Origin of the sequence: Acinetobacter sp. BIGb0196, from assembly GCF_011759595.1 — a bacterium.
GTDB lineage: Bacteria > Pseudomonadota > Gammaproteobacteria > Pseudomonadales > Moraxellaceae > Acinetobacter > Acinetobacter guillouiae.
The window spans coordinates 1,601,715-1,615,525 of sequence record NZ_JAAOZA010000001.1 but is presented as its reverse complement, the minus strand read 5'-3'; the positions used below and the strand labels follow the sequence as shown (position 1 = coordinate 1,615,525).

Sequence of the window (13,811 nt, the reverse complement as noted above, 5' to 3'; positions counted from 1 at the left end):
TCATGGTGTTCACCTCTCTTTTGAATGTAAATTGACTATAGCGATGATTTTGCAAACTGAAAAATAATTAAAACTGCTTTGTTTTTCATCAATTCTGTTTAGGAGTTATTTTTATAAAGTTAGATTGGATCTGTGTATTTAAAATTTGCTTTTAATAATAAATCGTAAATTTAGCCTTAACAAAGATAAGCAAGAAAAGACAAGCTAGAGACAATAAAAAACCCGCATATAGCGGGTTTCTTACAATTCAACATCTTAAGCTGATTTTCTCGCTTGGTTATTTTTACGAATTGTAATCATCACCAATTGAACAGCAGCAGGTGTTACACCCGGAATACGGCTGGCTTGTGCCAATGTTTCAGGTAATACATTTTTCAGTTTCATGGTGATTTCACGAGAAAGTCCTGAAACGATATCATAATCAAAATCAGCAGGAATTTTGGTATCTTCCAAACGCTTCATTTGCGCAACATCTTCTTGCTGACGATTGATATAACCTTCGTATTTCACAGAAATTTCAATCTGCTCACCAACAAATGCAGATACTTCAGAACCAGTTAATTCAGCAATTTGTGAAAAGTTGATGTTTGGGCGTTTAAGTAAATCGATTGCAGAACATTCTTTAGAGAGATCAGCACCGGTCAATTCAACGAATTTTTTACCCATTGGATTGTTCGGTGCAGCCCAAAGGTGTTGTAAACGACCTGTTTCTTTTTCAACTGCTTCCATTTTTTCACAATAAGAAGCCCAACGCTCATCATCAACCAAGCCCATTTCACGGCCAATTGCAGTTAAACGTTGATCAGCATTATCTTCACGAAGCATCAAACGATATTCCGCACGAGAGGTAAACATACGGTACGGTTCTTTGGTACCTAAGGTAATCAAATCATCAACCAAAACACCCATATACGCTTCATCACGTTTAGGCGTCCATTGCTCTTGATCCCATGCACGGCGTGCAGCATTTAAGCCCGCCAATAAACCTTGTGCACCAGCTTCTTCATAACCTGTTGTACCGTTAATTTGACCTGCAAAATACAAGTTATTAATCGATTTGGTTTCAAGTGAGAATTTCAAAGACTGCGGGTTGAAATAATCATATTCAATTGCATAGCCTGGGCGAAGAATGTGCGCATTCTCCATACCACGGATTGAGCGTACCAACTCAAACTGCACATCAAATGGTAAAGATGTTGAAATACCGTTTGGATAAAGCTCGTGTGTATCCAAGCCTTCTGGCTCAAGGAATACCTGATGCGAATCTTTATCGGCAAATTTATGAATTTTATCTTCAATCGATGGGCAATAACGTGGGCCTACACCTTCAATCACCCCGGTATACATCGGCGAACGGTCTAAACCACCACGAATAATCTCATGAGTCCGCGCATTGGTATGCGTGATATAGCAATTTACTTGCTCAGGATGCATCGAAGCATCACCCATAAATGACATGGTTGGTGATGGGAAATCACCCGGTTGCGGAATCATCACAGAAAAATCGACAGAACGCGCATCAATACGTGGTGGTGTCCCAGTTTTTAAACGACCTACTGGTAGATTTAATTCACGTAAACGAGCTGCTAACGAAATTGATGGTGGATCGCCTGCTCGTCCACCTGACGAATTATTTAGACCAACGTGAATCACGCCACCTAAGAATGTACCTGTGGTTAACACCACAGTTTTCGCATCAAAGCGAATACCCATTTGGGTCACTACACCTTTAACAGTATCGCCTTCAACAATTAAGTCATCTGCAGATTGTTGAAAAATATCTAAATTGGCTTGATTTTCAAGTGTATGACGAATCGCGGCTTTATAACGGATACGGTCAGCTTGTGCACGAGTTGCACGTACAGCTGCGCCTTTACGCGAGTTCAAAATACGAAATTGAATACCGCCCTTATCCGCAGCCAATGCCATTGCACCACCTAAGGCATCAATTTCGCGAACAAGGTGAGATTTACCAATACCACCAATGGCTGGGTTACAGCTCATCTGCCCTAAAGTCTCAATGTTATGAGTCAAAAGCAGAGTCTGTCGACCCATACGCGCCGCAGCGAGTGCCGCTTCCGTACCTGCGTGACCGCCACCGATAACAATGACATCGTAAACTTTAGGATAATGCATAGTGATAAATGAGAGATAAAAGAATGACAGGAAATTATAGCAAAATTTTACTTCTAGTTTTAGGCAGTTTTACAAATATTATTTCCATCAATCATGCGTATGAACGATTAAACATCTCTTATACATAGGCAACATAAATTGACACTTCGTTTCATGACTGCCCTACAAATAGAATTTAACTTATCAAAAACTCACGATACGATAGACAATACACGGACAAATTATTTTTTTCGAGACTTTATATAAAAGGAATATCATGATGAAAAATACCATGTCTAAAGTAATTACAGCATCTTTACTCAGTTGTGCTGCATTTAGTTTTGCCCATGCTGCTGATGAAAACACCAGCAAAGCCGAAGTGAAAAAGCAAATTCAGGTATGTGCCAAGAAAAAACAAGGTGACTGGGTCACCTACGCCAATAAAGGTGTAACTTTTAATGGTACATGTGAACCAAATGAAAATGGTAAATTACAATTTAGCTTCCCAGCACCGGCAGGTGGCAACCCAACCGCCGCTGCTGCAGCGCCTGAACCAGCCATTGAAAACCGCCCAGCTGTAGAACAATCTGCTCCAGCGAGTGCAGATGCACCAGCAACAAATGATGCATCACAAGCAGAACAACCTGCCATGGAGCAACCGAGTCAAGCCGCTCCAAGCGAAGATCCGATCCAAGCGCAATAATCTGCGTTAAGCATAGGCATATGCTTTTATAAATTCCTGCTTTTATAAATAGCATGTCTGAGCAAAAAGGTGTTCCATTGAAAAATGGAGCACCTTTTTTATTTCAAGTCTGTGTAGACTTGATTAATATCAGTATCCATATAGTTTTACATCTACGATGAATCAATTGTTATTCGGCCTAATGCTATATATTTAAAACACATATTTCCAAGAAGATTTCTGAGTCATAGATTTCATTTTTCAATTCGATACCTTTCGATTACACTCAAATCGAGTACGGAATATTCACATATTGAATTGATGTCAAAACAACAAAAAGGATGAAACTATGGATTCAGGGATAATTACCATAATGCTTCCCCTCGCCCTCGCCATTATTATGATTGGACTAGGTTTAGAACTTACTCCAAAAGATTTTGCGCGAGTTTCTAAACACCCTAAAGCCGTATTGATTGCGTTATTCTGTCAGTTGGTACTTTTGGTCGGTATCGCTTTTATCATTTGTAAAGTGCTTGCACTCCCACCTTTGCTTGCCGTTGGTTTAATGTTACTTGCAGCCTCACCTGGAGGAAGTACCGCCAATCTATTTAGTTATTTATTTAAAGGGGATATTGCACTTAATATTACCTTAACTGCAATTAACTCGGTCATTGCTGCCTTTACCTTGCCTTTAATCGTAAACTTTTCGATTCAATACTTTATGAATGATGGGCAACAAATCACCATGCAGTTCAGTAAGATACTGCAAGTCTTTGCAATTATTTTAATTCCTGTGTGTATCGGCATGCTCATTCGACATTATGCACCACACTTTACTGAAAAATTAAGTAAACCTTTACGAATTTTCTCAGTGGTATTTTTGATTCTCATTATTATTGGGGCAATCACCAAAGAACGTGCACATATCATGGAGTACCTGACTCAAGTTGGCCTAGCCACGGTGATTTTCTGTATTTGCAGTCTGGTTATTGGCTACTTCGTTCCAAGATTACTCGGTATTAATAGTGCTCAAGCACGTGCATGTGCATTTGAGATCGGCATTCATAATAGTACCTTAGCCATGACAATTGCTTTAACTGTCATCGCAAATTCTACAGTCGCGATGCCTGCAGCGGTTTACTCAATCTTTATGTATATTTTCGCTGCTATTTTTGGTGCCTTAATTTCAAGACATGCTACAACTGAAACTGAACCTGCGATATAAAGCCATCATGTGCCTCAACTAAAATGGATGCTTAAGCATCCATTTTTTATTTTCCCACTGAATATAAGCGTAACTTCCCAGTTTCGGCTACAATACTGCCTTTAAGAAAACGATTTAGGTCTTTGCCGTGAAGTGGTTACAAATTCATATTACTGTAGAACAAGCTCAAGTTGAATTTACTGAAACATTGTTAAGTTCTTTAGGCGCAGTCAGCGTGACATTAGATGATGCTGAAAACCAAGACTTGCTTGAACCACTCCCAGGTGAAACTCCGCTGTGGAATAAAGTGATTGTTACAGGAATTTATGCGCAAGAAGAAGGCGAAGACATTGATGTAACAGCACTAGAAACATTTATTCGCACCCAACTCCCAACTGAACCGATGCGCAGTGAATTTCTTGAAGACCAAGTATGGGAACGTTCTTGGATGGATTACTATGAACCAATTCAAATTGGTGAAAAGTATTGGATCGTACCTGAATGGATAGAGCCACCAGAAGCGGATGCAGTCAATATCAAACTTGATCCAGGCTTAGCATTTGGTACGGGTAACCATGCATCTACTTTCCTTTGTCTACAATGGTTAGGCAAAACTGATGTTAAAGATAAAGTGGTGATTGATTATGGTTGTGGTTCAGGCATCCTCGGTGTTGCAGCACTGCTTTTAGGTGCAAAGAAAGTCTATGCAACAGATATTGACCCTCAAGCCGTCTTAGCAACCAAACAAAATGCTGAGCTGAATGGCGTTCTTGAAAATCTTTATGTTGGATTACCTGAAGAGTTCAATGCAGAATTTAAAAACCAACAGGCTGATATTTTAGTTGCAAATATTCTTGCAGGTCCACTTATGTCACTTGCTAAAGAATTCTCAACTTTGATTAAATCTGAGGGAGAGTTCGCACTTGCTGGCGTAATTGAAGAGCAAGTTACTGATGTTTCTAGTATTTATTCTGAATTTTTTGATATAGTAGAAGTCGAGAAACGTGAAGAAACCTGGTGCAGAATTTCTGGGTCGCGTAAGGCTGTTTAATCTATGAAAATATAAATATTTATGACCGAAAAACAAACCCGATGCCCAAATTGTGCTTCAGTTTATAAAGTATCAGTTACGCAACTCACTGTTGCGCAGGGTATGGTTTGTTGTCCGAAATGTTCACATAATTTTAATGCATTAATCCATCTACAAAACAGTCAACCTGCTCAACCCAAGATCGATCCTGATACTGTTGTGCAAAATCAGGCACAAAACCTCATTACGACGAAACGACAAATCGAAACCAATGTCTTAGATATTTTTAATCGTAAAATTGAAAACTCCAATATTGATTTAAGAACATACTTAAACAATTTGAATTATTTCAACAATGAACCGGTCAATAACATTCCAAGCTTAAACCTATCACAAGGTTTAAATAACCACGGGCAACATTTAATAAAACCCAAAAGTACGTTTTATTATCTGGCGTGGAGCTTGATCAACCTTGCCCTACTCAGCATTTTATTATTTCAAATCCTTTGGTTTAATCCAAACCTAACTGATCGTTATCCATTTTTAAATACTGTTTTTACCCAAACCTGTGCCGTCTTACAGTGCGATACTGTTGATCAACGCTATAAACAAATTGTGATTAGTCATCTTAAAGTTAAAGCACTTGGTAGAGACGAGACGCAATTTTCAGGTCAACTCAATAACCAATATTCTAAAAGCTTAGAATTACCCCTAATAAGAGTCACCTTAAAAGCTCAAAATAAGGTCATTGCTACACATGTGATTACACCTGAGCAATATCTGATTGAAAGTTTAGTTGGAATTAAGCGTATTCCTAAAAATAGCCCATATCCTTTTAAATTTGTTGTTACAGAGCCAAGAAAAAGTTTTGATCAGTACCAATTAGACATTATTCACCCTTAAAATTAAAAAAAATTATAAAAAAATGAAAAAAAATGTAGTTTTCTTGCTCATTTTTTCTTAGACAATGGTATCATACGCGCCACGAAAGCTTTGTCCTGCAAACTCCTCGCATTTTTTCAAAAAAAATACTGTTTTGTTATGTGCTTTATATCCAATATCGCGCAAGTAGAACATTTTTTTGTTTAAAAGAGTGTTGTAACAAATATTAATCTATTGTTACGCTTATTTTTCACTCAACTCGACGATTTGTGGCAAGCTAATTGTTCTTGTTTTAGAGCCAACCGTTTTAGGATCTAAAACGGAGCTCAGATTTTTTTAGACCACATTTATATATTACTTTACCCAAGTAATATTTTGATTTTCGGATTAACTCGCATGAATAGCAAATCTCCTATTTTTACTGCACAATCTGACGTCGCTCTTCGTATTCACGTAGATCGCGCAGTTCGTCACTATTTTGCACAATTGCAAGGTGAGCAACCATCACAAGTGTACGACATGGTGCTAGCAGAAATGGAGAAACCTCTTTTATCTGTTGTCTTAGAATACACACGCGGGAATCAGACTCGCGCTGCTGAGATTCTCGGACTGAACCGTGGCACTTTACGCAAAAAGTTAAAAGCTCACGGTTTAATGAGTGAATAAATGATAAAATGCTCACGGCTTGCGTGGGCATTTTTTTTACCTATATTTTGCCTACCTGTTCAATCTCTAGACTTAAAAACTGTTGACGAAGATCATGACTATTAAACGCGCTTTAATCTCTGTTTCTGATAAAACCGGGATCGTTGAATTTGCCCAGAACCTTGTTGCTCTTGGGGTGGAAATTTTATCTACTGGCGGTACATATAAGTTGCTTAAAGACAACAATGTGGCTGTAGTTGAAGTTTCAGAGCACACAGGCTTCCCAGAAATGATGGATGGTCGTGTAAAAACACTGCATCCTAAAATTCATGGAGGCATTTTGGCTCGTCGTGGTCTAGACGAAGCTGTCATGGCTGAACACAACATCGATGCAATCGATCTTGTTGTCGTAAACCTTTATCCTTTTGCTGCTACTGTTGCTAAACCAGACTGCTCGCTTGCAGATGCAATTGAAAATATTGACATTGGTGGCCCAACAATGGTTCGTGCAGCTGCGAAAAACCATGCTTCTGTGGGGATCATCGTAAACGCGACTGATTATGCAACTGTAATTGCAGAACTTAAAGCGGATGGTGCTTTATCTTATGCGACTCGTTTCGATTTAGCGGTTAAAGCATTTGAACATACTGCCCAGTATGACGGCATGATTGCTTCTTACCTCGGTGCACGTGTTGGTAAAGAAGAAGGTCAAGCTGACAAATTTGCCCGTACTTTCAATACCCAGTTAAATAAAGTACAAGATCTTCGTTATGGTGAAAATCCACATCAATCCGCTGCTTTCTATGTAGAATCGACTGCAACTGAAGCATCGGTTTCAACTGCTAAGCAGTTACAAGGTAAAGAACTTTCTTATAACAATATCGCGGATACAGATGCAGCACTTGAATGTGTCAAATCATTTGCAAAACCAGCGTGTGTCATCGTTAAACATGCAAATCCATGTGGTGTTGCAGTATCGTTAGATGGTCTTAAGGCTGCATACGATCTTGCTTATGCAACTGACCCAGAATCAGCATTTGGTGGCATCATTGCATTTAACCGTGAGTTAGATGTTGCTACAGCTCAAGCAATTGTTGACCGTCAATTTGTTGAAGTGATTATTGCACCAAGTATTGCCGATGGTGTACTTGAAGTGACTGGCGCAAAGAAAAACGTTCGTGTTCTGGTATGTGGCGAACTTCCTAAAATTGATGAACGTGCTTCACAATACGATTATAAACGTGTCAATGGCGGTTTATTGGTTCAAGACCAAGACCTCGGCATGATCACCAAAGATGATCTTAAAGTAGTGACTAAGCGTGCCCCTACTGAAGCAGAAATTGATGATTTAATCTTTGCTTGGAAAGTTGCCAAATACGTTAAATCCAATGCTATTGTTTATGCTAAAGGCCGTCAAACCATTGGTGTCGGTGCTGGTCAAATGAGCCGTGTAAACTCTGCACGTATCGCAGCGATCAAAGCTGAACATGCAGGTTTAGTGGTTGAAGGTGCTGTTATGGCATCTGATGCATTCTTCCCATTCCGTGATGGTATTGATAACGCTGCAAAAGCTGGTATCAAATGTATTATTCAACCGGGTGGTTCAATGCGTGATGAAGAAACAATTGCAGCAGCGGATGAAGCTGGTATTGCAATGGTCTTCACGGGTATGCGTCATTTCCGTCACTAATTCACAATAAATCATTATTTAAAAATCCCCCTAAGTCCCTCTTTTCATAAGAGGGACTTGTCACGAACTACAGGACTCTTTAAATTCGTGATACCCCTTCCTGTATAAAGGGAGGTTGGGAGGGATTAAAAAAGGATCCATAAGATGAACATATTAGTTTTGGGTAGTGGTGGTCGTGAACATGCATTAGCATGGAAAATTGCGCAAGACGATCAAGTCACTAAAGTTTTTGTTGCACCAGGAAACGCGGGTACAGCAACTGAACATAAATGTGAAAATGTTGCTTTAGATATTCTCAACAACCCTGCCATTATCGACTTTGCAAAAAATAATGCCGTTGACCTCATTATTGTTGGTCCTGAAGCACCGCTTGTAAATGGTGTGGTGGATGCAGGACGAGCAGCTGGCCTTAAAATTTGGGGACCAACCCAATTTGCTGCACAACTTGAAGGCTCTAAAGCTTTTGCCAAACACTTTTTAAAACGTCATAACATTCCTACAGCATTCTATGATGTATTCACTGAAGTGGATGCAGCCAAAGTATTTGTAGAAAAAAATGGCGCACCAATCGTAATTAAGGCAGATGGCCTTGCTGCGGGTAAAGGCGTCATTGTTGCGATGACCAATCAAGAAGCATTTGATGCAATTGATGACATGCTTGCAGGCAATAAATTTGGTGATGCAGGTTCGCGTGTTGTTATTGAAGAATTCCTTGATGGTGAGGAAGCATCGTTCATTTGTATGATTGATGGTGACAACATCCTACCTATGGCAACTTCACAAGACCATAAACGTATTTTTGAAGCTGACCAAGGTCCAAATACGGGTGGTATGGGTGCATATTCCCCTGCCCCAGTTGTGACTGCAGATGTTTTTGACAGAGTCATGAAAGAAGTCATGCGTCCAACCGTAGATGGTATGAAAGCTGATGGTCATACTTATACAGGTTTCTTGTATGCTGGCTTGATGATTGATGAGCAAGGGCAACCTCGTGTCATTGAATTTAACTGCCGTTTTGGTGACCCTGAAACTCAACCGATCATGATGCGCTTAAAATCTTCTTTGGTTGATTTAGTAGAAGCTGGTATTGCTGGTAACTTACCTACTGAAGCTGAATGGGATGAGCGTAAAACTGTTGGTATTGTGCTTGCATCTAAAGGCTATCCTGAAACTTCGAGCAAAGATGATGTCATTTATGGTTTAGATACCCAAATGACAGATGCTAAAGTTTTCCATGCAGGTACAGCAAATAATGCCAATGGTGATGTAGTGACTGCTGGCGGTCGTGTACTTTGCGTTACAGCGTTAGGCAACACAATTGGTGAAGCGCAAGCAAAAGCCTTGGAACTTTGCCAAAAAGTGACTTTTGATGGTGTCCAATACCGCAAAGATATTGGTTACCGTGCGATTGCTCGTGAAAATGCTTAAACTCGATTGAGTTGTAAAACCCGCCTAGGCGGGTTTTTTATTTGGTAAATTTTTAGTGAGTAATGCTCTTCCAGAATAATAAATATAAGATTAATTACCTTGATTGATTTTGCGCTGAATCATTTGAATCACCTACTTCCTCAACACCACCAATGACCATTTGAAGCCAATCTAATAATTGAGGAAATTCCCGATATCCATCACTCGCTAAAAAATGTCCAGCATTGGGAATAATTTCATAAGGAAACTCTAATTTTTCTGCCAGCGAGATACTTAAATCAGCTGGAACATATTGATCATTACTCGATATAAACATTCTTCGATTTAATATTTTATTTTTAAAAGAAAAATCCTTATTCGTCTCAGCGATATATGAATCCAGTTGAGGTAATACTGCCAATTTATTCAAAAATCCAGATACACAGACAACACCACCTATCTGTTGAAAATCCAATTCAGACAGGAAATCAAGCAGCGTAATACATCCTAAACTGTGCGCAACAAAAAATGTATGCTGATCAATTTGAGCAATATTATTTTTTAAGGTTTGCTTCCACTGTAAAAGATTTGGATTGCTTGAATTCGGTAACGCGATCTTTACAACTTTAGTATTTTTATCTTGTAAATTTTCCTCAATATAATCAAACCAATGATCAGCCACCTTTGCACCATAGCCATGAATGATATAAACATTATTTTGAGCATATGCAGTATTTAGCAATAACAAACTGCTTAAAAGAAAGATGATTAATTTCATTTATTGATCTCTTTGATGTATATAAGATCTTCATGCTAAAGTATGACAGTAGTGTCAATGTCAATCACTGTTTGAATAAAATCACCCTATTTCGCCTAACAATTTGAAATAACGCTTATCAGAGCACTGCTATAGATGCAGATCTAAGTTTATTTTACTTATTTAAAAAAAAGATAATAAATCCTAAAAAATTTATATATTATGAATAAGTATAAAATTTAATCATTTATCGTTTAGCATTCAACAAAAGCATTTGTTTTCTTTATTAAATTAATAAAAACATTGATATTCATGCAACGACATCGCTACCCAATATCAACACGTAGCCACTATGTATAATTTTCATTTATTGATATGATAAACAAATCTTTAGAGTCTGTTTTAAACAATTAAAATTCTTTTAAAACATACTGCTAATCCTCAAATGTAAAGAATATAGATAGCGCAATCAGACAAGTACGTCACCGCATTATTTATTTTCAAAATGTTAAAAATTCGATTTAAATGATCGAGAATGCAAAGGACAAAATTCTACTGCATTTGCTACTTAGGATTTATTCATGAAAAAGCTGTTTGGCGTTTTACTTAGCGCGTCTGTGCTTACTCTTTCTGCTTGTGGAAAACAAGAAGCTCCAAAAAATGATGCTGCTCAAGCAGATGCAGGTAAAGAAAAAGTCGTTACCATGGCTTCTACAGGTTCAGATGCAGATATTTGGCGCTATATCGCAACATTACCAGAAACAAAGCAAGCTGGAATTAAATTAGAAGTTAAAAACTTCACTGACTATGTTGCAATGAATACTGCTGTGGCAAACAAAGAAGTCGATATCAATGCATTTCAATCTTATGCATATCTTGTTGCTTTCAATCAATCAAACAAAGAAAAAATTGCACCAATCTCTACAACATATTTAGAGCCAATGGGTATTTATTCTAGTAAAGTTAAAAAAGTTGAAGAATTTGCCAATGGTGCAACCATTGCTATTCCAAATGATGGCGCAAATGAATCACGTGCATTGTTACTTTTACAATCTGCTGGTCTCATCAAATTGAAAGATGGCTTTGATTTAGTTAAAGGCACGCCTGCTGATATTACTGAAAATGCAAAGAAAATTGTTATCAAACCTATTCAAATGGCGACTGCGGTACGTGCTAAAGATGAAGTTGATGCAATTGTTTTAGGTAATACTTTGGCAATGGAAGGCGGTTTAAACGTGCTTAAAGATTCGGTTTATTATGAGCCAGTTGACCAAACAACCAAAATGAATGTCAACGTACTTGCTGTTGCAGATGCACGTAAAGACGATGCCCTTTTGAAAAAAGTGGGTGAGTTATATCATGTTCCGGCTGTAGGTAAATATGTTCAAGAACACTTCGGTGGAACTAAAGTTGATGTGAATAAACCTGTAAGCTATCTTACAGAATCAAAATAGTTTTATAATGGATCAGGTCTATTGACCATTCTTTTATGAAAGGTCTACAGGCCCTCATAAAACAGGCAAAGTGAATTTGCCTGTTTTTTCTTTTTGCTATAGTTTTTGACGATATGATTGAATTTAAAAACATTTCAAAACACTATGAGTTGAAAGGTCAAACCATACGTGCACTGGATCAGATTAATCTTGAGATTCCAGCGGGCAGTATTTTTGGCATTATCGGCTATAGTGGTGCAGGTAAAAGTACCTTAATCCGTTTGATTAACTTGCTTGAGCGTCCCAACCAAGGACAAGTCATCATTAATCAAAAAGACTTTACGGCACTTGATGCACGTGCATTACGTCAAGAACGTGCAAATATAGGCATGATTTTTCAGCATTTCAATTTGCTACAAACCAAAACTGTAGCTGACAATATTGAAATGCCGTTAAAGTTGCTGGGTGTCAGTAAAGACCAACGTGAAAAACGTTTAAATGAGTTACTTGAGTTTATTGATCTAAAGCACAAAAAAGATGCTTTTCCAGATGAACTCTCGGGAGGACAAAAGCAACGTGTCGGTATTGCACGCGCCTTGGCCAACCACCCCAAAATTTTACTTTGTGATGAGGCAACCTCTGCACTTGATCCACAAACCACGAAATCTGTTCTCGCTTTGCTTAAAAAGATTAATCAAGAGCAAGGGATTACCATTGTCATGGTTACGCATGAAATGGATGTGATTGAATCTGTTTGTGATTATGTTGCGGTCATGGAACAAGGCAAAGTGATTGAAACTGGCTCTACCTTAGAAATTTTTAGTCAACCGCAACACCCGACGACGAAAAATTTTATTCAAACTGTTTTACAGCAACAGCTCCCTGTTAATATCTTAAACAATCTCGAAAATCAAAATCATAAAAGTATTTATAGCCTGCAATTTTTGGGTACTTCAGCGCAAGAGACTGTGGTACAAGCAGCAATTAAGCAATTTGATGTCAGCTTAAATATTTTATTTGCCAATATGACTGAAATTAATGGCTCAGTCATCGGTCAAATGTTTATACAACTTTTGGGAGATGCTGAAAGCATTCGCCAAACCATAGATTTCTTTGAAAAAAATGGGGTCAAGGTGGAACAGTCAGGAGTTAGACTATGAGAGAACTCATTGTACAATGGCTCACTACGCTTACTGCACCATTTTGGAAAAGCTCTTTAAGCATTGACCAATTTGTTACAGCGATGCAAGAAACCATTCAAATGGTCATTTTTGCAATGCTGTTTGGTACCATTTGGGGCTTTATTCAAGCAATTACCTTGCTGGTCACTCGCCCTACTGGCATTTTACCCAATCGTGCTGTCTATCAGATTTTAAATCCTATCGTCAATGCACTACGCTCGCTCCCCTTTATTATTCTATTGATTGCGGTTTTTCCACTGACCAAAGCGATCGTGGGTACAACAATCGGTACTTGGGCAGCGATTGTACCGTTGACCATTTATGTTGGTCCTTATATTGGTCGTCTTGTAGAAACATCATTGCTTGAAGTGAATGAAGGGATCATTGAGTCTGCACAAGCAATGGGTGCATCGCCTTGGCAGATTATTTTTAAGTTTATTATCCCTGAATCCCGTAGCTCACTCATTTTGAGCCTTACCACAGCAACCATTAGCTTGATTGGTGCAACAGCAATGGCGGGTGCTGTAGGCGCTGGCGGTATTGGTGATTTAGCAATTTCTTATGGTTATCAACGTTTCGATCAAAGTGTGGTTTATCTCACCGTGATTGTCTTATTGATCCTTGTACAAATTGTACAGAGTCTTGGAAATTGGTTATCAAAGCTTCGATAATCCTTGCTTGCCATTTCCAGCTGTTCTTTTTTCTAAAATCATACCCTCCTTGTTGAGGGTATTTTTTATTTCTTTAGTTAGCTACAGATATAAATACTTATAAAATTTATAGAT

General features: G+C 38.4%; 11 protein-coding genes and 1 pseudogene. 10 read left to right on the top strand and 2 right to left on the bottom strand.

Going from position 1 to position 13,811, the window contains the following annotated elements:
* Nucleotides 1–255: 255 nt before the first annotated feature.
* Entirely contained in the window at nt 256–2,136 is a 1,881-nt protein-coding gene (gene mnmG / locus FHR28_RS07260; protein WP_056511939.1) for a tRNA uridine-5-carboxymethylaminomethyl(34) synthesis enzyme MnmG, read from the bottom strand.
* Between the two features lie 259 nt (nt 2,137–2,395).
* Between mnmG and FHR28_RS22070 the strand changes: the two are divergent.
* The 7 genes and pseudogenes from FHR28_RS22070 to purD form a co-directional block, all read left to right on the top strand.
* Nucleotides 2,396–2,629: pseudogene (locus FHR28_RS22070) on the top strand (hypothetical protein); the annotation flags it as partial.
* A 517-nt stretch (nt 2,630–3,146) separates the two neighbouring features.
* On the top strand, nt 3,147–4,022 hold the full coding sequence (locus FHR28_RS07250) for a bile acid:sodium symporter family protein (RefSeq protein WP_166782269.1): 876 nt from the start codon (nt 3,147–3,149) through the stop codon (nt 4,020–4,022).
* A 127-nt stretch (nt 4,023–4,149) separates the two neighbouring features.
* Nucleotides 4,150–5,052, top strand: coding sequence for a 50S ribosomal protein L11 methyltransferase (gene prmA, locus FHR28_RS07245; RefSeq protein ID WP_056511947.1), 903 nt, complete (start codon nt 4,150–4,152; stop codon nt 5,050–5,052).
* A gap of 21 nt (nt 5,053–5,073) precedes the next feature.
* On the top strand, nt 5,074–5,934 hold the full coding sequence (locus tag FHR28_RS07240; RefSeq protein WP_096734434.1) for a zinc-ribbon and DUF3426 domain-containing protein: 861 nt from the start codon (nt 5,074–5,076) through the stop codon (nt 5,932–5,934).
* Nucleotides 5,935–6,309: 375 nt separating this feature from the next.
* Nucleotides 6,310–6,579 carry a DNA-binding transcriptional regulator Fis gene (fis, locus tag FHR28_RS07235; protein ID WP_001086304.1) on the top strand — a complete coding sequence of 90 codons (270 nt, stop codon included), beginning with the start codon at nt 6,310–6,312 and terminating at the stop codon, nt 6,577–6,579.
* A gap of 94 nt (nt 6,580–6,673) precedes the next feature.
* The gene (gene purH / locus FHR28_RS07230; RefSeq protein ID WP_151957901.1) at nt 6,674–8,248 is read left to right on the top strand and encodes a bifunctional phosphoribosylaminoimidazolecarboxamide formyltransferase/IMP cyclohydrolase; all 1,575 of its coding nucleotides are present in this window, start codon (nt 6,674–6,676) and stop codon (nt 8,246–8,248) included.
* A 144-nt stretch (nt 8,249–8,392) separates the two neighbouring features.
* Complete coding sequence (gene purD / locus FHR28_RS07225; protein ID WP_166782268.1) at nt 8,393–9,676, top strand: phosphoribosylamine--glycine ligase; 1,284 nt, start codon at nt 8,393–8,395, stop codon at nt 9,674–9,676.
* A 94-nt stretch (nt 9,677–9,770) separates the two neighbouring features.
* Here purD and FHR28_RS07220 read toward each other — a convergent pair whose 3' ends face one another.
* A complete protein-coding gene (locus FHR28_RS07220; RefSeq protein WP_166782267.1) occupies nt 9,771–10,433 on the bottom strand; it encodes an RBBP9/YdeN family alpha/beta hydrolase in 663 nt (220 codons plus the stop codon).
* 560 nt (nt 10,434–10,993) lie between these two features.
* Between FHR28_RS07220 and FHR28_RS07215 the strand changes: the two genes are divergently transcribed.
* The 3 genes from FHR28_RS07215 to FHR28_RS07205 all read left to right on the top strand — a co-directional run bounded on the left by FHR28_RS07215 (nt 10,994) and on the right by FHR28_RS07205 (nt 13,697).
* Nucleotides 10,994–11,866, top strand: coding sequence for a MetQ/NlpA family ABC transporter substrate-binding protein (locus tag FHR28_RS07215; protein WP_166782266.1), 873 nt, complete (start codon nt 10,994–10,996; stop codon nt 11,864–11,866).
* Nucleotides 11,867–11,979: 113 nt separating this feature from the next.
* Nucleotides 11,980–13,005 carry a methionine ABC transporter ATP-binding protein gene (locus FHR28_RS07210; RefSeq protein WP_105713754.1) on the top strand — a complete coding sequence of 342 codons (1,026 nt, stop codon included), beginning with the start codon at nt 11,980–11,982 and terminating at the stop codon, nt 13,003–13,005.
* Nucleotides 13,002–13,697 (top strand): methionine ABC transporter permease, encoded by a 696-nt coding sequence (locus tag FHR28_RS07205; RefSeq protein ID WP_166782265.1) that lies wholly within the window; start codon nt 13,002–13,004, stop codon nt 13,695–13,697. The genes FHR28_RS07210 and FHR28_RS07205 overlap by 4 nt, the downstream gene beginning before the upstream one ends.
* Nucleotides 13,698–13,811 lie beyond the last annotated feature (114 nt).